Origin of the sequence: Amycolatopsis marina (assembly GCF_900111885.1) — a bacterium.
Classification (GTDB): domain Bacteria; phylum Actinomycetota; class Actinomycetes; order Mycobacteriales; family Pseudonocardiaceae; genus Amycolatopsis; species Amycolatopsis marina.
In genome coordinates, this window is record NZ_FOKG01000012.1 from 215,784 (window position 1) to 235,802 (window position 20,019).

The following is a 20,019-nucleotide window of genomic DNA, read 5'->3' on the forward strand; positions in this document are numbered from 1 at the left end:
GCGCACTCCCGTTCTCGCTCTCAGGGCAGCTTCGGTGCGATCAGCCCGGCCACCGTGTCCGCGCGGTCGCAGGCCCGCTCCGTGTCGGAGAAGCTGGTGTTGCTCACGTCGACATGCACCGTTGCCGACTCCCCGGCGGCGAGCAGCACGGCACAGGTGCCGTCGTCGGCGGGTTCGTCCGCGACCCGCAGTGCCTCGCGCCCCTCGATCTCCGCGGGTTCCGCCGTTCCCGGCTCGACCTCGATCTCCGACAACGAGGACTTCTCGTCGACGGTGATCGTCAGACCGAACACCCCCGGCTCGGTCCAGTCGCACGCCGGCGCGGACCCGACGGACTTCTCCCTGCCGAGGACGGTCAGGCCGACGGTGGAACGATCGGTGGGCGAGAGCAGCTCACACGGCTTGAGCGCGGCGAGGTCGGAGGTCGGCGCGTCGTCCCGGACCGAAGAAGGAACGACCTCGTCGGCGGTGGACGGGGAGGCCGCACTCGACACGGGAGCGGAACTCGGCGCGACGCCCGCCACGCCCACCTCGCTTTCGGGCGAGCACGCCGCGGTCAGCACTGTCAGCACGGTCAGCACCGCAAGCGCGCACAGGACCGCACCCCGCCGAACACCGGTCATCCGGTCAGCCGCCCGTGCAGTCGACACTGCGCGTCGCGGCGTCGTCCTCATCCTCGTATCGGCTCAGGGCCCTGTCGATCTGGGACTTGAGGTCCTCGATCTCCCTGCCGAAGCGGGTGAGCGAGTCGACGGCCGATCCCTCCCCGCCGATTCCGTACTGCGCCATGAAGTCGCCGATCTCGCTCGCATACCCGCCGCCGAGCGGTACCGAGCGACCCAGAACCTTTGCCTGCCGGACCATCTCCCCCACGACGTCCTGCAGTTGACTCAACCGCTGGAAGGCGTCGGCTGCCAACTCCGGAGCGACGGCGAACGCTCGCGCGTCCACTGGGACGCTCATACCCACATCGCTCATGGTCGCGGAATACGCCTCTCCGTAGTCGAGCGGATCCGCTTCGAAGCATAGGCCAGAACACACCGTCACGGGAGGCCCCAGGTGCGAGGCGTGCCTTTCGCCCGTTCGGCCTAAGCACGTCGGTTGCGCTGCGTGATATTCGAAACTCGGGTTACTCACCGCCGACCCTGCGGCCATGTACCGGCCTCACCTGCAGTCGGCAACCACGACCACCCCTACCGCGGCAGAAAGCATGCCGCAGCGGGGCCCTTCCGGGCGGCCCCGTCTACCGACTCGTGAATGACCCTCGCCGCGTGATCGCGGGGTTCTCTCGTGACTTTCGCCCGGGTTTGACACACTTCGTGGCAGGCTTGTCCCCGCGGAGGACAGCCGAAACCAGAACGGGTGCTCCTCGCGCCCCGCGGAACATGCAAGGGCATCGGCACCAGGAGGTCGAGTGACGTCGAGAACGCAGGCTGCCGCGCCCGCCGAGACATACGAACAGCAGACGGCCGAGCACACCACGCACGGAGCACACCGGCAGCACGGCGCCGAATCCCAGGCCGCGGGGCTGAACGAACTGCACGAGGCGGCCCGGCGCATCGCGGGCAACGTCGAGCGCGTGCTGGTCGGCAAACCGGACGTCGTCCGGATCGCGCTGGTCACGCTGCTCGCCGAAGGCCACCTTCTCGTCGAGGACGTGCCCGGTGTCGGCAAGACCTCGCTGGCGAAGGCACTGGCCCGGTCCATCGACTGTTCGGTCAGCCGGATCCAGTTCACCCCCGACCTGCTGCCCAGCGATGTCACCGGTGTCTCGATCTACAACCGCCAGACCGCGGACTTCGAGTTCCGCCCTGGTCCGGTGTTCGCCAACATCGTGGTCGGTGACGAGATCAACCGGGCCTCGCCGAAGACCCAGTCGGCGCTGTTGGAGTGCATGGAGGAGCACCAGGTCACGGTGGACACGACCACCTACCACCTGCACTCGCCCTTCATGGTGATCGCCACCCAGAACCCGATCGAGATGGAGGGCACCTACGCCCTTCCGGAGGCTCAGCGCGACCGGTTCACGGCGCGGGTCTCGATCGGGTACCCCGACCAGCAGGCCGAGATGGCGATGGTCGACGAGCACGCGGGCCACAACCCGCTCGCCGACCTCCAGCCGGTGTCCGACGCGGCCGCGGTGAACCGACTCGTGCAGACCGTCCGGAACGTGCACATCGCGCCGGAGGTCCGGCAGTACGCGGTCGAACTGGTCGCGGCCACCAGGCAGATTCCCGAGCTGCGTCTCGGTGCCTCGCCCCGCGCGACCCTGCAGTTCGTCCGCTCGGCCAAAGCTCAGGCCGCGCTGTCCGGGCGGGAGTTCGTCGTGCCGGACGACCTGCACGCCGTGGCGGTTCCCGTGCTGGCCCACCGGCTCGTGCTCACCACCGAGGCACACGCCGCCCGCCGTTCGGCCACCGACGTCATCCGTACCGTCCTGCAGCGCGTCCCCGTTCCCACCGGTTCGGCGGGCAACGGGCAGCCCAGGCGTTGACGGTGCAGCGCGGGGCCTCGTGCCCGCGCGCACAGTGAAGAGGACTTCCAGATGTTGCGCGCACTGTCCGGTCTCACCACACGCGGCCGTTGTCTGCTCGCCGCCGGTGCCGCCGCGGCGGTCTGCGCCGCCGTGCTGAACGAGCGCGACCTGTTGCGGGTCGCGCTGTTCGTCGTCGCGCTGCCCCTGCTGATCGCGGTGTTCGTCGCGGCGGCGAGGGTGCGGATGGGCGCGATGCGCACGCTGCTGCCGGAGCGGATCGCGGTTGGGCACTCGGGCGAGGTCCAGCTCGATCTGTGGCGGGGCGGCAGGCTGCCCGGCGGTGAGATCCTCCTGGAGGACGGTGTGCCCTACGCGCTCGGCTCCCGTCCGCGGTTCGTGGTCGAGCGGTTGCCCCAGCACAGGGTGGTGGCGCTGCGTTATCCAATCCAGCCGGTGCTGCGCGGAATTCAGCAGGTGGGCCCGTTGCGCGCCACCATCACCGATCCGTTCGGGCTGTGCGAGTTCGAGCGGGAACTGATCGGCCACTCCCGGCTGCTGGTGGTGCCGACCGTGGCAGGCCTGCGTGGTCTGCCCACCGGTGCGGGCATCGGTTCCGGTGACGACGGGAGCATTCGCCTGCATGCCGGTCAGGGTGAGCCCGATGTGGTGGTCCGGCAGTATCGCCAGGGCGACGACCTGCGCAAGGTGCACTGGCGCTCGACCGCGCGCCGGGACGAGATCATGGTGCGCGTCGAGGAGCGGCCGTGGCGGGGCGGGACGACGATCCTGCTCGATCACCGGGCCGCCGCGCACCACGGGACGGGCCCCGCGGCCAGCATCGAGTGGGCGGTGTCCTTCGCCGCCAGCATCTGCCTGCATCTGCGCCGGTCCGGACACCGGGTGCGGCTGGTGAGCGAGCACGGCACGCTGCTCGCCGACACCCCTGGCGAGGGCGGCGAGCACTACGACAACCTGGTGCTCGACGCGCTCGCGGCCCTGCAGCCCACGCATCAGCGCGACATCACCTGCGCCTATGACCTGGCCGAGGGCCAGGAACTCATCGCGGTCCTCGGGACCGTGAGCAACGATTCGGTGCACGAACTGGCCAGGTACCGCCCACGGACCGTCCGCAGTCTCGCGGTTCTCCTCGACACACCCGCGTGGTCCGCGAACGTCAGCGCTCCGCAACAGCGCGCTGCCGCCACCGAGGAGTCCGCCGCCCTGCTACGGGCCGCGGGATGGGGCGTCGTCGTCGTCGGTCCGAACAGCCCGATGCCGCAGGTCTGGGCCGAGTTGTGCCGCAGCGCGACTTCACGCGGCGCACTGATCGGCGGTCTGTCATGACCGGCGCCCCGACTCTGCACACCCCGACACCCCGGCCCGCGCAGCCACCGGTGAACTGGGGCAGCTCCCTGCTCGCACCCCTCGCGGCGGGGCTGGCCACCGTCTGCGCCTCGACGTCGCTGACCGGGGTCGTCGGTGGATGGGCCTGGCTCGGGTACGTCATCGTCGCGGTCGTTCTGGTGTCGTGCACCGGGCTGGCCCTGCGCTCCGTTCGCACCCCCACGGCGGTGGTCGGCCTTGCCCAGGTGGCGGTGCTGGCCTTCCTGATCACCGGTGTGTTCACCGGCAGCGGGATCGCCGCGATCATTCCCGGGCCCGCCGCGATCGCGGAGCTCGGCGACGTACTGGCGGCGTCGTTCGAACAGATTCGCACCGGACTGCCGCCGGTCGACTCCAGCCCGCCGATCCTCTGCCTGGTCACGATCGCCATCGGCCTGGTCGCGATTCTGGTCGACACGCTCGCGGTCGCCGCGGCCGCGCCCGCCGCGACCGGACTGATCCTGCTGTGCGTGTACGCGGTCCCCGCGTCCCTGTCCGATTCGATGCTGCCCTGGTGGACCTTCGCCCTCGGCGCTGCCGCGTTCGCCGGGCTGCTCGCCGTCGACGGCAGCCATCGGCATCGCAGCTGGCGCAATCGGGACGCCCCGGGGCTCGGTGGCTCGCCGAGAGCGGCGGTGACACCGGTCGCAGTGGTGGCCGTGGCGCTCGTCGTCGGCCTCGGAGCCGGTTCGGCGGTGACGGCGATCGGCACGGTCGGCAGGCTGCCCGGCGCCGGTGTCGGTGGCCAGGGCCCGGTGAACGGCGGCCTCGGCGTCAACCCGTTCACCTCGATGCGCGGGATGCTCGATCAGGGGCCGAACGTCGAACTGTTCCGCGTCCGGGGCATGAACAACGACAAGCGGCTGCTGCGCGCCTTCACCCTCGACACCTACCGGCCGAATCAGGGCTGGGGACTGCCCGACGGCGCCATGCCCGCGGGTGTGCCCGCGGAGGGGGTGCTGCCGCCCGCGCCAGGTGACGACGGCGAGAGCGACACCAGGGTGATCGAGATCGAGCCGATCAACTGGGTCGACGTGTGGCTTCCGGTGTACGGGGACCCGCGGCGACTGCGCAATCTCGCCCCGGGATGGTTCTACGACCGCGACAGCGCCGCGGTGTTCCGGGAACGCAGGCAGAAGCCCGCGCCCTACGTCGAAGAGGCGTCGCTGGCGGAACCGAGCAAGAGCGAGCTGCGCGCCGCCGATTCGCGGGCCGACGAGGTCTCCCCTTCGTACACGTCGACCGCCGGGATCGATCCCCGTGTCGCCGACCTCGCAGGCGACCTCACCGCGGGTGAGAACACCACGTTCGACAAGGCGACCGCGCTGTGGGAGTTCTTCACCGAACCGGAGAACGGGTTCACCTACGACACGCAGACCGCCGCCGCGGCGGACTCCGACGCGCTGGCGGACTTCGTTCTCAACGGCAAGCGCGGGTTCTGCGAGCAGTTCGCGTCCGCGATGGCCGTGATGCTGCGCTCGCAGGGCATTCCCTCGCGAGTGGCGATCGGCTTCACCACCGGCTACACCACGGCCGACTACCGCTCGATCACCTCACAGGACGCACACGCCTGGGTGGAGGTCTACTTCGGGGACCAGGGCTGGGTTCCCTTCGACCCGACGCCACTGGCCGATGGGCGGGGCTACCTGCCCAGCTACCTGCAGGCCGACGACGCCGGCTCGGATTCCCCCGAGGACACCGGAGAGAACGCGGCCGAGACCCCGTCCACGTCGGCCGCGGCATCGGGGCCGGAGGACGAGCAGGACCCACTCGCGGGCGCGCCAGGGGCCGAGCAGTCGAATTTCCAACAGGCGCCCGCCTGGTCCGGCTGGGGCGCGCTGCTCACCGCGCTGGCCGCGCTGATCCTGACCGCGGCGACGGTGTTCCTCGGCAGGCGCGCCAGTGTCCTCGGTCGGGGAACCGGTGCGGTACCGCGGTGGCTGCCGCCTTCGGTGGCGGCGCTGTGGCTGGTCTCCGTCGTGCTCGCGGGCTGGCAGTTCCACTGGATCTTCGCGCTCGGGCTGCTCGTCGTCGCGGGACTGGCCCTGCTGCCGTCCGGCGTCCGGGAGCTGCAGCGCCGACGCAGGCTGCGCACCATCGCGAGCGGGCACGGCACCGCGGCCAACGCCGCCTGGGCGGAACTGCTGGACGAGTGCGCCGACCGCGGAATCTCGATCCCGCGCAGCGACACCGTCCGCGCCGCCGCACAGAAGGTGGCGAGCAGGCATCACCTCGACGAGGAGGGCCGAGACGACCTCAGGACGGTCGTCGGCGTGGTGGAGCGCTCCTGGTACAGCCCGGCCGCACCGGAGGACCCGAACTTCGCGAAGGCCTTCAACGATCTGCGGGAGAGCCTGCGGCGCACGGCACCGATGTCCTGGCGTGGCCGCCTGCTCCCCCGCTCCCTCCTGCGCCGCCGCCCCTGACTCGGCAGATCCGGTGCCCGAGTTGGCAGGGCGGGCGCACACGGAACGGCGCCACGGATGCGTGGAACGCACACACCCGGGCGCCGTAGGCGAACTCCCGAGGGGGAAGCGGGGACGAGTGAGCTAGCGGTCGTCGAAGCGCTGGCGGAACCGGTCCTCCATACGCTGGGTGAACGAACTCCGCCGCGGTTCCTGTTTCCGGCCCGCTGGGGCGGCTTCCGCGTCCTCCGCACCCTCGGCGTCTCCGTGTTGCCGTCCCGAGGTGACGGCGAGCAGGACCCCGAAGAACATCACGAGGAACCCGAGCACGCTCACGAGCGGGATCTCGGCAACCCGGAACGGCACCACAACACCCAGCACGAGCAGGGCGACGCCGAAAACGAACAGGGCTACCCCCTGCACGCGCCTACGGCGAGCTGGGCGTCGCAACCTGGTGCCACGCACCGTTGACGCGAACTTGGGGTCCTCGGCATAGAGCTCGCGCTCGATCTGGTCGAGCAGCCGCTGCTCATGCTCGGAGAGTGGCATCTTTCCTCCTCCGGCACAGCTGTCGCGGGCGCCGGGCCGCGCAACGTCGTGGACCCAACAGACACTCCCGGTCGGGGTGTCATCTACCAGGATACGAGCCTCGCGCGCCGAGGACTACCCGATCCCGTAGGAACCCGAGAAGGTTTTCCCCGATAGGCTCGTCAGCTCGCGTTTTCCGGGCGGTTCACCGCCCGGCCGGGGGACTCGGTGCCTGTTCGAGACCCCACGACATGATCGCGCCCACCCCTGGCCGACTCGGTTCTCCGACATGCTCTCATGCCGTGTCGGAGGTTTCAGGGGCGCCAGGGCCGCCGGATGGCAGCAGAGAAGCCGGACGGACGGCACCGGTACCGAACTTCGACCTCGCCACGTCCGCCGCGACCTCGGCGTCGCGCCAGCGCGGCTCCGGACTGTCGAAGCTGAGCTGTTCGGGCGCGGCGGCGTCATCGAGGCCCTCGACGCGGACACCGATCAGCCGAAGCGCTCCGTTGGGCGCGTGCTCGGCGAGCAGCGCCGCGGCTGTCGCGTGGATCTCCCGCGCGACGTCGGTCGCGGACGCGAGCGTCCTGGCCCTGGTGATCGTCCGGAAGTCGGCGAACCGCACCTTGATCGACACCGTGCGTCCGCGCAGTCCCCTGCGCCGCAGCGCGGCCGCCACCCGCTCGGACAGCCGCAGCAGCTCGCGGCCGAGCAGGATGCGGTCGTGCAGGTCGACGTCGAACGTCCGCTCCGCGCCCAGCGACTTGTCCGGCGCCTCCGGCACCACGCCGCGGTCGTCCCGGCCGTTGGCGAGCGCGTAAAGGTGCTCCCCCACCGCACCGAGCGAGCGGCGCAGGCGATCCGGCGGCGCCGCCGCGACCGCGCCGACGGTGTCCAGGCCGAGATGGTGCAACTGCTCCTCGGTGCGCTTGCCGACGCCCCACAGCGCCGACACCGGCAGCGGGTGCAGGAAGTCGAGCACCTCGGCGCGCGGCACCACCAACATGCCGTCCGGCTTGGCCATTCCGGAAGCCAGCTTCGCCACGAACTTCACCCCGGCGACACCGACCGAACAGGCGATGCCGTGCTCCCGGACCACCCTCGCGCGGATCTGGGCCCCGAGTTCGGCCGAGGTGGCACCGAGCCGCCGGAGCGCGCCGCTCACGTCGAGGAACGCCTCGTCCAGACTCAGCGGCTCCACCAGCGGTGTCAGCTCCCGGAAGATGGCCATCACACCGTCGGACACCTCCGCGTAGAGGCCGCTGGTCGGCGGGAGGTACACGGCATGCGGACACAGCCTGCGGGCGGCACCCACCGGCATCGCGGAATGCACGCCGTAGCGGCGGGCCAGGTAGTTGGCCGACAGCACGACCGAGCGGGGACCGGACCCGGCCACCACCACCGGTTTGTCGACCAGCTCCGGCCGGGTCCGCAACTCCACGGCAGCGAAGAACGCGTCCATGTCGACGTGCAGGAACCCACACCCGGAGTCATCCGGCCAGGTGTGCCGCTGAGCCGCCTCGTCGACACGGAACCGCGCGAACTCGCCCGGCAACCCCGCATTGCGTCCCATAACGCACACGCTAGCCCGCCCGTCGCCCGACCGCCGCCCCCCATCGAGACGCTCCGCGCCACAGAGCCTGCCCGTCGCCCGACCGCCGCCCCCCATCGAGACGCTCCGCGCCACAGAGCCCGCCCGTCGCCCGACCGCAGCGGCGTCAGCGCGGGCGGCGGGCCAGTGCGTGCAGCCTGCTGGCGATGTCGCGCAGGGGCGGGGTACCGGCGGCCACCGCCTCGAACTCGGCCAGCTCGCCCTCCCAGGACGCCACCGCGTCGGCCGCGTCCTGATCGTCGAGCGCGACCCCCTGGACCGAGTCGGGCATCACCCCGTCGCCCCGCAGCAGGACCAGTTCCAGCCCCGCACCCGCGAGCAGCGCCTCCAGGCCGGAGACATCCAGCCTGCGCAGGACGGTCTCACCGTCCTCGGACAGCACGCCATGCGGTTCGGCCAGCAGCTGCCTCGCCTCGGCCAGCCTGCCCGCCAGCGCCCGCTGCAGCACGGCGGCGTGCCGGTTGGCCACCAGGACGGACACCGCACCCCCTGGTGCCACCGCCTCGGCCAGCGCACCCATCGTGAGCACCGGGTCATCCACGACCTCGAGGAGCCCGTGCGCGAGCACCAGGTCCGCGGATCCGGCGGGGACATGCGCCGCGAGTGCGTCGGAGTCGTCGGCGACCACGGTGATCCGGTCGGCGACCTGCACCTCCTCCGCCCTGCGCTGCAGGGTGGCGAGTGCGTTCGGGTTCGGCTCGACCACGGTGACCAGGCACCCGGCCGAGGCGAAGGGCACCGCCCACACCCCACTGCCGCCACCGACGTCGACCACCCTCGGCCGCTCGACGCCCCGGGCTCGGGCCTGTTCCAGCTCGGCTTCCAGCGCTTGTCGCACCGCCGCTGATCCGCGCGCCGCCGCGGTGTCCGTTCTCATGGGCAGACAGCGTAGTGGTGCGCTCGCGGACGCCGCAGCCCGTCACCGGACAGCGCGCTCGCGACCCCGTTCACCTGCGTTCGACACCTGCGCCGAGGGGCGGCGGATTAAATTCGCCACCTTGCCGGACGGCACACGTGACAACAGACCGTAGGCTGGTCGTTGTGCACACGGTCGCCGTACTCAGCCTCAAGGGAGGCGTCGGCAAAACGACGGTCGCGCTCGGGATCGCCTCCGCAGCGCTGCGCAGGGGTACGCGCACACTTGTCGCGGACCTGGACCCGCAGGGCAACGCGACGGCCTCCCTGGATCCGCCGTTGACGGAGTCGACGCTCGCCGACGTGCTCGAGACACCGCACAGGGCGGTACTGGAGAAAGCCATCGAGACGAGCGGCTGGAGTGATCTGCTCGACGTGCTGGTCGGCTCCGAGGACCTGGAGCTGCTCAACGAGCCCGGCCCGACCGGCCGCCGCATGGAGAACCTGTCGCGCGCACTCGACGAACTGCACGACAACCCCAGGGGCGATCCCTACGAACTCGCGATCCTCGACTGCCCGCCGTCGCTGGGCAGGCTGACCCGCTCGGCGCTCATCGCGGCCGACACGGCGCTGTTGGTCACCGAGCCGACGATGTACGCCGTCGCGGGCGCGGAGCGGGCACTGGAGGCCATCGAGGCCATCCGGGCGGACCAGAATCCGCATCTGCGACCGGTCGGTGTGCTGGTCAACCGGTTGCGGGTGCGTTCGTACGAGCACCAGTACCGGATCGCGGAGCTGCGCGAGTCCTTCGGCAGGCTGGTGATGCCCACCGCGATCCCGGACCGGCTCGCGATCCAGCAGGCGCAGGGCGCGTGCACCCCGATCCACGAATGGCACTCGCCGGGGGCGCAGGAGATCGCACTGACCTTCAACATGGTGCTGGCGAAGATCCTGCGCTCGAACCGGGCGGGCAGGCACCGGCTGGACCGCGAGAGCGAGGAGTTCTCCGGCCAGCCGGAACCGGGTGACACCGAGTCGACCTCGCAGTTCCCGGCGATCCGGGAGTACGCCGAACCCGAGACCGGGTAGCCGGTGCCCGAGGGAGACACGGTCTTCCGGGCCGGGCGGACCCTCGAGCGGGCCCTCGCGGGCCGGCGACTCGTGCGCGGCGAGATCCGCCATCCGGCGCTCGCCACGGCCGATCTGAGCGGGCGCGACGTGCTCGGAGTCCGGACGGTCGGCAAACACATATTCACCCGTTTCTCGGGAGATCTGAGCCTGCACAGTCACCTGCGCATGGATGGCTCGTGGCAGGTGTACGCGGCGGGAGCGCGGTGGCGGATGCCCGCGCACCACGCCCGTGTGGTGCTGGCCACCACCGAGGTCCAGGCAGTGGGTTTCCGGCTGCACGACCTGCGCCTGTTGCCCACCGGGGACGAGTCCACCCTTGTCGGCCACCTCGGCCCGGACCTGCTGGACCCGCGGTGGCCGGACGGCGACCACGAAAGCCGCGCCATCGCAGCGCTGGCGGCGGACCCGCACCGCGAGCTCGGGCTCGCCCTGCTGGATCAACGGATCATGGCCGGTGTGGGCAACCTGTACAAGGTGGAGATCTGCTTCCTGCTCGGTGTCTCGCCCTGGACACCGGTGAGCGAGGTCGAGCCCGCGCGCGTGGTGACGCTCGCCAGGAAGCTGCTGCTTGCCAACGCGTGGCGGCACCACCAGTCCACGACCGGCGAACTGGCGCGGGGCAGGCGCAACTGGGTGTATGAGCGCAGCAGGCAGGGCTGTTTCCGGTGTGGCGGCCGGGTGCTGGTGCGTACGCAGGGAGCCGGGGTGCAGGGCAGGCCGACGTGGTTCTGCCCGCGTTGTCAGCCCGGTCCTGTTCCCCCGGCCTGAACCGGAAACCGGCCGTTCGCCGAGCGCGAAACGCACGGGCGAAATCTTGTTGCCGCACCCGGAAGTCTTCGCCTAGCGTTGCGGGTACACGAGAAGGGAGGTGGTCCGAAGTTGATTAACTACAGGACTCGTGAGGTGACTGTCCGCTAACGGACAGCGTGATGGACTGACGCAGGGACCGCTTCCGACCACCTGTCGGCTCGTCACCTGCCGTCGCGTGTGCCTGCTGGCGAATACCAGGCAGTCACCCGGCCCTCGACGTTTCCGAGTACCAGTCCGACTCGGGCCCGAACGACTGACGACGTTCGGGAGTCACGTCGGGGGCTGCCCCATTTCTCCAAGCCCTTGTCCGGTCAGCGCAAGTGCGTACGGGATCATGGGCCCGTGCTCTTCGACAAGATCCTGCGTCCCACGATGTACCGGCTCGGCCACAATGATCCGGAGGCGGTGCACGAACGCACCGTCCGCGCGCTGGGCGCACTGTCCCGTCTGCCTCCCGCGCTCGCGGGTATGCGCCGCCTCTACCGCGTCGACTCCCCGGTCACGGTGCTCGGGCTGCGATTCCCGAACCGGGTCGGCCTGGCCGCGGGGATGGACAAGGACGGCCGCGCCCTCAGCGCCTGGCCAGCGCTCGGTTTCGGGTTCGTCGAGGTCGGTACCGTCACCCGGCTGCCGCAGCCAGGGAACCCGCGTCCGCGCCTGTTCCAGCTCGGCGAGACCGACGCGATCATCAACCGGATGGGCTTCAACAACGCGGGAGCCGAGGCGCTGGCGGAGCGGCTCGCCACGAACGGCACGCCGCCGGTGCCGCTGGGCATCAGCATCGGCAAGTCCAAGGCCGCGGCGCTGGAGGATGCCGTTGCCGACTATCAGGCGTCCCTGCGGGCGCTGTACCCGTACGCCGACTATTTCGCGGTCAACGTCAGCTCCCCCAACACACCGGGTCTTCGTGCGCTGCAGGATCGAGGCGCACTCGCCGAACTGCTGGCGGAACTGCTGGCGACGTCCGCCGATCTCGCCCGCAACGCGGATCGTTCCCCCACTCCCCTGCTGGTCAAGGTGGCGCCGGACCTCACCGACGACGCGCTCGCGGAACTCCTCGACGTCTGCGCCGAGCACGGCGTGGCCGGGATCATCGCCACCAACACGACCCTGTCCAGGGAGGGCCTCGCCACGGCCGACGCCCGGCTGGCCAAGGAGATCGGCGGGCTCTCCGGCCGGCCGCTGGCCGCCCGGTCCCGTGAGGTGGTGCGGTTCGTGCACCGGCACACCGGCGGCGAGCTACCGATCATCGGGGTCGGCGGCATCCTCGGGCCGCGCGAGGCGGAACTCATGCTCGAGGCCGGGGCGAGCCTGGTGCAGCTCTACACCGGTTTCGCCCTGCACGGTCCCGGCCTGGTCAAGCGCGTCAACCGCGCGCTGGCCGGGCGTTGAGCGGATCGCTCGGAAGTCTCGTTCAGGACAGTTCGCGCAGCGCGATCGCGAGCCCCGCCAGGTGATCGGTCGCGTCGGTGAGCGACTCCCTTGCGGAACCTGCTCCCCCGCTGCTGGCCGCGACGGCCCTGCTCGCGGCGGCGACGAGTTCGCCGTAGCCGGTCAGTCCGTCGTCCAGCTGCTCCCGCAGCGTGCGCACGGCCGCGTCCAGGGCAGTACGTTCGGCTGCCGGGGCGTGGTCCCTGCCGCGTTCCACGGCCTGCAGTCTCGCTGCCAGCCCGCGCAGCGCGGCCGCCGCTTCCCCCGCGGTCTCCCGAGCCTGCTCCACCGACACCTCGGGCACCGCCGACGACGCCCCGGCCACCGGCATCGCGAGCTGGGTGAGCAGCTCCTCGAGCGAGGCTTCGGATTCGCGCAGCCGTTCCATCGGCTGCCGCGCCGCCGACGTGGTGGGCGGCAACGGGGGTGGTGCCGCCATACTGGCCGGCAATTCGACGCGCTTGAGCGTCCGCAGGCGCATGCCGGCCCGCACCCCGAAGGTGCCGAACACGACAACTCCCGCGCCACCAGCGAGAACCGGGGTCGAGGCGACCCCTGCGCCGATGATGCCGGTGACTCCGGCCACCAGCGCCAGCGCGCACAACAGGGTGAGCATGATCCACAGCGTCAGCGCCCGTGAGGTCCTGCGGATGCGTCGCTGGTGCTTCGCCGCGGGATCGTTCCAGCGTGCCCAGGTCGCGCGGGCCTCGGCGACGACCGGGATCTCACCGGGCAGGGACGAAAGCGCGGGCAACGACGGCAGCCCCGGCCGCTGTCGCTGTGCCGGATGATCCGGCCCGGTGCTCGGCTGCCCGGACCGGTCGTCCGCGCCGCTATCGGCGGGCGGCAGGTAGCGCTGCAGCTTCTCCTGCGCCCGCTGCGCATAGTCGGGCAGGCGCTCGACGTGCTTCTCCAGCTTCTCGTTGAACTTGCTGAAGTCGCGGCGACCTGAACCCCTGCCCGACGACATGCGACTACGCCTGGTTCTTCTGCTGCTCGGCCTGCATCCGGGCCTGGATCTCCTGCTGGATGCTGGCCGAAGGAGCGGCGGAGCTGCCCGCCGCGGACTCCGAGACCTGCCCAGCCTGCCCAGCCTTGCCGTCGGTGACCTGGGCGACGGAGTCGCCCTTCATCGAAGCGCGGATCTGCTCCAGCCTGCTGTGCCCGGCCAGCTGCGTGGTCGAGTGCTGGACCTCCAGCATCCTGCCCTGCACCGAGTTCTGTGCGAGTTCGGCGGAGCCCAGCGCCGTGGTGTAGCGCTTCTCGATCTTCTCCCGCACCTCGTCCAGCGACGGCGTGTTGCCCGGAGCGGCGAGTTCGGTCATCTGGTTCAGCGAGGCGGACACCTTCTCCTGCATCTTCGCCTGCTCCAGCTGCGAGAGCAGCTTGGTGCGCTCGGCCAGCTTCTGCTGCAGCATGCTGGCATTGCGCTCCACAGCCTGCTTGGCCTGCGCCGCGGCCTGCAGCGACTGGTCATGCAGCGTCTTCAGGTCCTCGATGCTCTGTTCGGCGGTGACCAGCTGCGCGGCGAAACCCTCCGCCGCGTTCTCGAACTCGGTCGCCTTCTGCTCGTCGCCCTTGCTCCGCGCTTCGTCGGCGAGGACCAGCGCTTGACGGGTGGAGGCCTGCAGCTTCTCCACCTCACCCAGCTGACGGTTCAGCTTCATCTCCAGCTGCCGCTGGTTGCCGATCACCGATGCGGCCTGCTGGGAGAGCGCCTGGTGATTACGCTGCGCCTCCTCGATGGCCTGCTGGATCTGCACCTTCGGGTCGGCGTGCTCGTCGATCTTCGACGAGAACGCCGCCATCAGGTACTTCCAGAACTTCACGAACGGGTTGGCCATCTCCTCCGCCTGCCTTCTTGCGTCCCACTGGCTTGGTCCTGCCGCTGATCCACTTCGACGCCGCGCTCCCCTGATATCGGCAGCGTCACCCGACCCCGGCGTTGTGTTCCATCGTGTCAGGTCAGCGGCCGCGGTTCCAGGCGACCCCGGGCAAAATCAGGGATGGCCCCGACCGAGGAAGGGGTCGGGGTCAGCATCTGGTCCCAGCCGTATGTGCTATCGGAACTACGCGGCGATCGTGGAGGCGAGTTTCGGCCCGCTGATGGTCGTCCGCAGGGTCGGGGACATCGGTGGACGCAGGGTGCCAGCGGCCCGTAGGTCCGCGAGATCGTTGCCGACCACGTCCGGCAGCAAACTGCCGCCCTCGATACCACCGGCATTGGCCTGTGCCGGAGCGTCCTGCCGAGGTGGCGCTCCCCCCTCCGCGGCGCGGGCCCCCTGTGGGGCCGTCTGCGCCGGTTCTTCCACCGCGCCGACCTCGACCCCGTCCAGTGCGGACACGTCGGCGGCGACCTTGTGCAGCAGTTCGGCCAGCGGAAGTTCCAGCGCGTCACAGATCGACGCGAGCAGTTCGCTCGACGCCTCCTTCTGTCCGCGCTCGACCTCCGACAGGTAACCCAGGCTCACCCTGGCGGCGCGGGAGATGTCGCGCAGCGTGCGGCGCTGGTTGGTGCGGGCATGCCGGAGCCGATCACCGATCGCCTCACGTAAGAGCACGGTCATCACGCGCCTCCCTTCGGGTCCTACCCACGTTACCCAGTCCTGACGACCGGCCGCAGGAGATGACACGTCCGTCCGCCAAGGGCGAACGCCCGGATCACACCAGATGTTCCCGCAACAGGTCGAGCGCCGCCGCAACCGAAGCCGCACGCACCTCTGCGCGAACACCGGAAAACTCCAGCGTACGGGTGGTGCGCAAGCCCGCGCCAGCCAGTGCGACGTGGACCGTTCCCGGCGCGACACCGTCCTGCGGGTCCGGGCCCGCTACACCGGTGAGGCCGACACCCCAATTCGCCCGGCAGCGCTCGCGAGCCCCCTCGGCGAGCTGCGCGGCCACCTCCGGGTGCACCGCGCCGTGTGCGGCGAGCAGATCGGGATCGACTCCGGCGAGGGTCGCCTTCAGGTCCGTGGCGTACACGATCAGCCCGCCGCGCACGGCGGCACTCGCGCCGGGCACTCCGGTGAGCGTCGCGCAGACCAGTCCCGCGGTCAGCGACTCGGCGGTCGCGACGGTCTCCCCGCGCCGGACGAGCGCTGCCACGACCGCCGCCTCGGTTGTCGCTGCCGGACCGGGCACCTCCGAAGTCACCGGCCCGCCGTGCTGGCGCGAGCCGTCTTGCGCAGCTTCAGGGCCCGGAACACGTAGTCCAGGCCGGTGGCGACCGTCAGGAGGAGCGCGAAGCCCATCAGCACCCAGCGCACCGGCTCGGCACCGTCCGGCAGCGGCAGCAGGTAGAGCACGATCGCCGCGATCTGCGCCAGTGTCTTGGCCTTGCCCCCGCGGCTGGCCGGGATCACGCCGTGCCGGATCACCCAGAACCGCAGCAGCGTCACCCCGATCTCGCGGACCGCGATGACGACCGTCACCCACCACGGCAGTTCGCCGAGGAGGCTGAGCCCCACCAGCGCCGCACCGATCAGCGCCTTGTCCGCGATCGGGTCGGCGATCTTGCCGAAGTCGGTGATCAGTCCGTACTTGCGGGCCACCCAGCCGTCCACCTGGTCGGTCAGCGAGGCGATCGCGAACAGCGCGGTGGCGATCGCACGCCACACCGTCTCGGACCCGTCCCCGGCGAACAGGGCGCCGATGAACAACGGCACGAGCGCGAGCCGGGACAGCGTCAGCAGGTTGGCGACGTTCAGCGTCGGTACCGGGGTGGGCGCCGGGGCGGGAGAGGATGGTTCCGACTGCCGTTTCCCGCTCTCGGAGCCCGCCTGAGAACTCGGATCACCATGCCGGCGCAACTTCCCGTTCTCAGACGCTCTGTCGGGCGTTCTGTCTGCCGGTTCGCTGGCGGCGGCGCTCACCGGGGAGTGTCCGTCCCCGGTGGGAGCGGGCGGACGACCAGGTCCACCCCTGCCGAATCCACGACCTCGCAGCGGACGAGGTCGCCGACCGACCGCTCCCCCGCGTCCAGCAGCACGCAGTCGCCGTCCACCTCGGGCGCCTGGTGCGCGGCCCGGCCGGTGGTCTCTTCACCCGCGGTTTCGATCAGCACCTCGACGACGTCACCGACGCGGTCCTCCGCCCGCTGCGCGGTCAGTTCCTCCACCAGCGCGGAGATGTGGCTCACCCGCTCGATGATGGTGCCCTCGTCCAGCTTGCCGTCCAGGGTCTCGGCCTCGGTGCCGTCCTCGTCGGAGTAACCGAAGACACCGACGGCGTCGAGCCTGGCCCCGGTGAGGAACCGCTCCAGCTCGCGCAGATCGTCCTCGGTCTCCCCGGGAAAACCGACGATGACGTTGGTCCGGATACCGGCGGCCGGGGAGTACTCGCGGATCTGGTCCACCAGCGCGAGGAAGGAGTCGGTCGAGCCGAACCTGCGCATACGACGCAGGACGGCTTCGCTGGAGTGCTGGAAGGAGAGGTCGAAGTAGTCGGCCACACCAGGTGTCGTGGCGATGACCCGGACCAGGTCCGGGCGGGTCTCCGCGGGCTGCAGGTAGGACACCCGCACCCGCTCGATCCCGTCGATCCCGGCCAGCTGGGGCAGGAGCAGCTCCAGCGCCCTGCCGCCCCCCTGTGCCCTGCCGAAGTCCTTGCCGTACGAGGTGGAGTTCTCACTGACCAGGAACAGTTCCCGGACACCCTGCTCGGCGAGCCAGGCGGCCTCGGCGAGGATCTCGGCCGGCTGCCGGGAGACGAACGAGCCGCGGAACGAGGGAATGGCGCAGAAAGAGCAGCGGCGGTCGCAACCGGACGCGATCTTCAGCGCGGCGACGGGCGACTCCTCGAGCCGGGTGCGCAACACCCTGGGTCCCCAGCCTGGCGCCGTGGTGTCCTGCTGGGCGTGCCCTGGCACCGCGACGCCGTCGGCGGCCGAGGGCCGCTGCACGGGGCTGATCGGCAGCAGCGTGCGCCGGTCGGCGGGCGTGTGCGAGGCGACCGCACGGCCCGCGACGATGTCGTCGAGCCGGTCCGAAAGATCCGCGTAGTGGTCGAAACCCAGCACCGCGTCGGCCTCGGGCAGGCTGTCGGCCAGCTCGTTGCCGTACCGCTCGGCCATGCAGCCGACGGCGACGACCTTGGCTCCGGTGTCGGCCGCCGCCAGCAGGGTGTCGACGGAGTCCTTCTTCGCCGACTCCACGAATCCGCAGGTGTTCACCACCACCACGTCGGAAACTCCGGGTTCGGTCTCGAGCTCCCACCCGCCCGCGGCGAGCCTGCCCGCGAGTTCCTCGGAGTCGACCTCGTTGCGGGCACAGCCCAGGGTCATGAGCGAGACCTTGCGGCCGCCGGACGAGTCAGTGGGAGAAGACACGCCCATCAGGGTAACCGGCGCCCCGGGCACTCCCGGCACACGGCCAGGGCGCGACCGTGCGGTTGCGGCCGTGCGCGGCCGGTGATCACCAGCCCAGCGCCGCCTCGATCTCCCGTTCGGCGATCGGCGCCAGTGTGCGCATATATGTCCCGCTGATGTGATGCGAGTCCATGTGCACGAGGACGTTGCCGATCATGGCGGGGCAGACCTGCTCGAGGCAGTAGTAGTCGGTGAAGTCCAGGAACGAGACGTTCGACGGGACGTCGGGAATGACCTCGTACGGCGCGGGCTCGGCGAACAGTTCGGCTCGGGGCGTGGCGCAGTCCGGGTTGTCGGGCCCCTTGGAGGCAGCGCAGTCGGGCAGCGAGAACGAGTGCCGGGCGTTGTCCCGGATCGCGAGCACCGGGATTCCCGGGCGCTCCAGCTTGCGCCACTGCTCGACGAACCCGGACGGCGTGTACTCGGTCAGCCCGCGCCGGACGTTCCTGGTGGACAGCGCGAGCACCGCGTCCGGCTGCCGCTCGATCAGCTCGTCGATCACGTCGGCGTTCCACTGGATGCAGCCGCGGTCGCCCGGCATCGCGTCGGCGTCGACCGAGAACGGACAGGCACCCTTGACTATCCGGATGATGCCCCAGTTCCGCTTGTCGGCGAGTTCCAGGAGTGTGGTCGTGTACTGGTCGGCATGCGAGTCCCCGATGAGGGCGAGCCATCGTTCCGGACTGGCCGACGGCGCATAGGTGCACACCTGCAGTTCCTCGTTGCGGGGGGAGTACTCACACGCCCCTTTGGTCATCGCGGGCCAGTCGCCGGTCAGTGCGACGAAGGACGGCACGGGATCGACGTCGTCCGCGCCGCGGTACTCGAAGCCGGGCAGCCTCGCCTGGGCGCCCGGATGGTCCAGATTCCCCACCGACACCATCGAGGACTCCGCACGCACCGTCGCCACCGCCTGCCAGGTGCCCGCCACCAGCAGCACCGGCACCAGCGCGGCGACACCGAACCGGTACCCGTTCCACCTCGCCAGCAGCCCGCTTCGCGACTCGCGGACGGGGGTTTCGATGAAGTGGTAGGTCAGCACCGACAGACCCAGCGACAACCCGATCACGAACGCCCCACCCAGCAACCCGACCTCGACCCGATCCCGAATCACCAAATAAAACAACAACACCGGCCAATGCCACAAATACAACGCATAACTGTAATCACCCAACGACCGCAACAGCCGCGACCCCAACACCCGATCCGCACCCCACCCACTCCCCGTCGCCCCCGCCACCAACACCAACACCGCCGACACCGTCGGCCACAACGCCGCATACCCCGGAAACACCGTCCCCACCTGCAACACCAACCCACACAACACCAAACCCGCCACCCCGGCCCACCCCAACACCACCCGCACCCCGACCGGCAACACCACCCGATCGATCACCAACGCCACCAACCCACCCAACGCGAACTCCCACACCCGCGTCCCCGAATGGAAATACGCCAACGGCTGATTCACCACCGTCAACCACACCGACAACCCCAACGACCCGACGAACAACACCGCCAGAACCACACCCACCGACCGATGCAGCCCCCACCCAGCCCGCCGCGCCACCAACACCACCACCGCGATCAACACCGGCCACACCACATAAAACTGACCCTGAATCGACAACGACCAGAAATGCTGCACCACACTCGCCCCCGTGTGCTGCGCGAAATAATCCACCGAGTTCGCCACCAGCTGCCAGTTCTCCACATACAACGCCGACGCGAACACCTCACGAATCGTCTGAAACCACCGCGTCTCCGGCAGAAACAACCAACTCGCCACCATCACCACGAACAACACCGTCAACGCCGCCGGGAACAACCGCTTGATCATCCGCGCCCACAACGGCCCGAACTCAATCCGCCCCCGCACCGACACCCGCACCAACTGACCCGTGATCAAAAACCCCGAAATCACAAAAAACACATCCACACCACCGGAAATCCGGCCAAACCACACGTGATACACCACCACCAACAACGCAGCCAACGCCCGCAACCCCTGCAACTCAGGCCG

The 20,019-nt window shown here is 70.3% G+C and carries 18 protein-coding genes; 6 read left to right on the top strand and 12 right to left on the bottom strand.

From position 1 onward, the window contains the following. Positions 1 to 20 precede the first annotated feature (20 nt). The gene (locus tag BM199_RS20545) at positions 21 to 623 is read right to left on the bottom strand and encodes a DUF3558 family protein (protein WP_091674936.1); all 603 of its coding nucleotides are present in this window, start codon (positions 621 to 623) and stop codon (positions 21 to 23) included. Positions 624 to 627: 4 nt separating this feature from the next. Continuing rightward, entirely contained in the window at positions 628 to 978 is a 351-nt protein-coding gene (locus BM199_RS20550; protein WP_091674882.1) for a hypothetical protein, read from the bottom strand. A 436-nt stretch (positions 979 to 1,414) separates the two neighbouring features. Here BM199_RS20550 and BM199_RS20555 point away from each other — a divergent pair, with 436 nt between their 5' ends. The 3 genes from BM199_RS20555 to BM199_RS20565 are packed head-to-tail and all read left to right on the top strand — an operon-like array spanning position 1,415 to position 6,285. Next, positions 1,415 to 2,494, top strand: coding sequence for an AAA family ATPase (locus tag BM199_RS20555; protein ID WP_091674883.1), 1,080 nt, complete (start codon positions 1,415 to 1,417; stop codon positions 2,492 to 2,494). A gap of 51 nt (positions 2,495 to 2,545) precedes the next feature. Next, positions 2,546 to 3,820, top strand: a complete 1,275-nt coding sequence (locus BM199_RS20560) for a DUF58 domain-containing protein (protein WP_091674884.1) — start codon at positions 2,546 to 2,548, stop codon at positions 3,818 to 3,820. Next, positions 3,817 to 6,285 carry a transglutaminase TgpA family protein gene (locus BM199_RS20565; protein WP_091674885.1) on the top strand — a complete coding sequence of 823 codons (2,469 nt, stop codon included), beginning with the start codon at positions 3,817 to 3,819 and terminating at the stop codon, positions 6,283 to 6,285. Before BM199_RS20560 ends, BM199_RS20565 begins: the two co-directional genes overlap by 4 nt. A gap of 123 nt (positions 6,286 to 6,408) precedes the next feature. Here BM199_RS20565 and BM199_RS20570 read toward each other — a convergent pair whose 3' ends face one another. The 3 genes from BM199_RS20570 to BM199_RS20580 form a co-directional block, all read right to left on the bottom strand. After that, positions 6,409 to 6,813, bottom strand: a complete 405-nt coding sequence (locus tag BM199_RS20570) for a DUF3040 domain-containing protein (protein WP_091674886.1) — start codon at positions 6,811 to 6,813, stop codon at positions 6,409 to 6,411. Between the two features lie 274 nt (positions 6,814 to 7,087). After that, positions 7,088 to 8,365, bottom strand: coding sequence for a DNA polymerase IV (dinB, locus tag BM199_RS20575; protein ID WP_091674887.1), 1,278 nt, complete (start codon positions 8,363 to 8,365; stop codon positions 7,088 to 7,090). 145 nt (positions 8,366 to 8,510) lie between these two features. Further along, complete coding sequence (locus tag BM199_RS20580) at positions 8,511 to 9,281, bottom strand: class I SAM-dependent methyltransferase (RefSeq protein ID WP_091674888.1); 771 nt, start codon at positions 9,279 to 9,281, stop codon at positions 8,511 to 8,513. 164 nt (positions 9,282 to 9,445) lie between these two features. On the opposite strand from BM199_RS20580, the gene BM199_RS20585 reads away from it, so the two are divergent. The 3 genes from BM199_RS20585 to BM199_RS20595 all read left to right on the top strand — a co-directional run bounded on the left by BM199_RS20585 (position 9,446) and on the right by BM199_RS20595 (position 12,592). Beyond that, complete coding sequence (locus tag BM199_RS20585) at positions 9,446 to 10,348, top strand: ParA family protein (RefSeq protein ID WP_091674889.1); 903 nt, start codon at positions 9,446 to 9,448, stop codon at positions 10,346 to 10,348. A 3-nt stretch (positions 10,349 to 10,351) separates the two neighbouring features. After that, a complete protein-coding gene (locus BM199_RS20590; protein ID WP_091674890.1) occupies positions 10,352 to 11,158 on the top strand; it encodes an Fpg/Nei family DNA glycosylase in 807 nt (268 codons plus the stop codon). Positions 11,159 to 11,542: 384 nt separating this feature from the next. Next, positions 11,543 to 12,592, top strand: coding sequence for a quinone-dependent dihydroorotate dehydrogenase (locus BM199_RS20595; RefSeq protein WP_091674891.1), 1,050 nt, complete (start codon positions 11,543 to 11,545; stop codon positions 12,590 to 12,592). Between the two features lie 22 nt (positions 12,593 to 12,614). Here BM199_RS20595 and pspM read toward each other — a convergent pair whose 3' ends face one another. The 7 genes from pspM to BM199_RS20630 all read right to left on the bottom strand — a co-directional run. Next, positions 12,615 to 13,601, bottom strand: a complete 987-nt coding sequence (pspM, locus tag BM199_RS20600) for a phage shock envelope stress response protein PspM (protein ID WP_091674892.1) — start codon at positions 13,599 to 13,601, stop codon at positions 12,615 to 12,617. A gap of 4 nt (positions 13,602 to 13,605) precedes the next feature. Then, the gene (locus BM199_RS20605) at positions 13,606 to 14,475 is read right to left on the bottom strand and encodes a PspA/IM30 family protein (protein ID WP_091674893.1); all 870 of its coding nucleotides are present in this window, start codon (positions 14,473 to 14,475) and stop codon (positions 13,606 to 13,608) included. A 225-nt stretch (positions 14,476 to 14,700) separates the two neighbouring features. Then, a complete protein-coding gene (locus tag BM199_RS20610) occupies positions 14,701 to 15,198 on the bottom strand; it encodes a helix-turn-helix domain-containing protein (RefSeq protein ID WP_177242706.1) in 498 nt (165 codons plus the stop codon). 94 nt (positions 15,199 to 15,292) lie between these two features. Further along, on the bottom strand, positions 15,293 to 15,784 hold the full coding sequence (locus BM199_RS20615; RefSeq protein ID WP_245788479.1) for a CinA family protein: 492 nt from the start codon (positions 15,782 to 15,784) through the stop codon (positions 15,293 to 15,295). Beyond that, entirely contained in the window at positions 15,781 to 16,440 is a 660-nt protein-coding gene (pgsA, locus tag BM199_RS20620) for a CDP-diacylglycerol--glycerol-3-phosphate 3-phosphatidyltransferase (protein ID WP_091674937.1), read from the bottom strand. The genes BM199_RS20615 and pgsA overlap by 4 nt, the downstream gene beginning before the upstream one ends. A 59-nt stretch (positions 16,441 to 16,499) precedes the next feature. Continuing rightward, positions 16,500 to 17,957: a 30S ribosomal protein S12 methylthiotransferase RimO gene (rimO, locus tag BM199_RS20625; RefSeq protein WP_091674938.1), complete on the bottom strand. Its 1,458-nt coding sequence runs from the start codon at positions 17,955 to 17,957 to the stop codon at positions 16,500 to 16,502. Between the two features lie 85 nt (positions 17,958 to 18,042). Then, positions 18,043 to 20,019, bottom strand: a 1,977-nt coding sequence (locus BM199_RS20630) for an acyltransferase family protein (protein ID WP_091674939.1), incomplete at its 5' end; no start/stop codon positions are given.

What these genes read in the sequence shown, in the direction of transcription:
- BM199_RS20570 (WP_091674886.1), bottom strand. Translation starts at nt 6,813, where the DNA reads ATGCCACTCTCCGAGCATGAGCAGCGGCTGCTCGACCAGATCGAGCGC.
- BM199_RS20550 (WP_091674882.1), bottom strand. Translation starts at nt 978, where the DNA reads ATGAGCGATGTGGGTATGAGCGTCCCAGTGGACGCGCGAGCGTTCGCC.
- BM199_RS20605 (WP_091674893.1), bottom strand. Translation starts at nt 14,475, where the DNA reads ATGGCCAACCCGTTCGTGAAGTTCTGGAAGTACCTGATGGCGGCGTTC.
- BM199_RS20565 (WP_091674885.1), top strand. Translation starts at nt 3,817, where the DNA reads ATGACCGGCGCCCCGACTCTGCACACCCCGACACCCCGGCCCGCGCAG.
- dinB (WP_091674887.1), bottom strand. Translation starts at nt 8,365, where the DNA reads ATGGGACGCAATGCGGGGTTGCCGGGCGAGTTCGCGCGGTTCCGTGTC.
- BM199_RS20545 (WP_091674936.1), bottom strand. Translation starts at nt 623, where the DNA reads ATGACCGGTGTTCGGCGGGGTGCGGTCCTGTGCGCGCTTGCGGTGCTG.
- BM199_RS20580 (WP_091674888.1), bottom strand. Translation starts at nt 9,281, where the DNA reads ATGAGAACGGACACCGCGGCGGCGCGCGGATCAGCGGCGGTGCGACAA.
- BM199_RS20560 (WP_091674884.1), top strand. Translation starts at nt 2,546, where the DNA reads ATGTTGCGCGCACTGTCCGGTCTCACCACACGCGGCCGTTGTCTGCTC.
- BM199_RS20610 (WP_177242706.1), bottom strand. Translation starts at nt 15,198, where the DNA reads ATGACCGTGCTCTTACGTGAGGCGATCGGTGATCGGCTCCGGCATGCC.
- pspM (WP_091674892.1), bottom strand. Translation starts at nt 13,601, where the DNA reads ATGTCGTCGGGCAGGGGTTCAGGTCGCCGCGACTTCAGCAAGTTCAAC.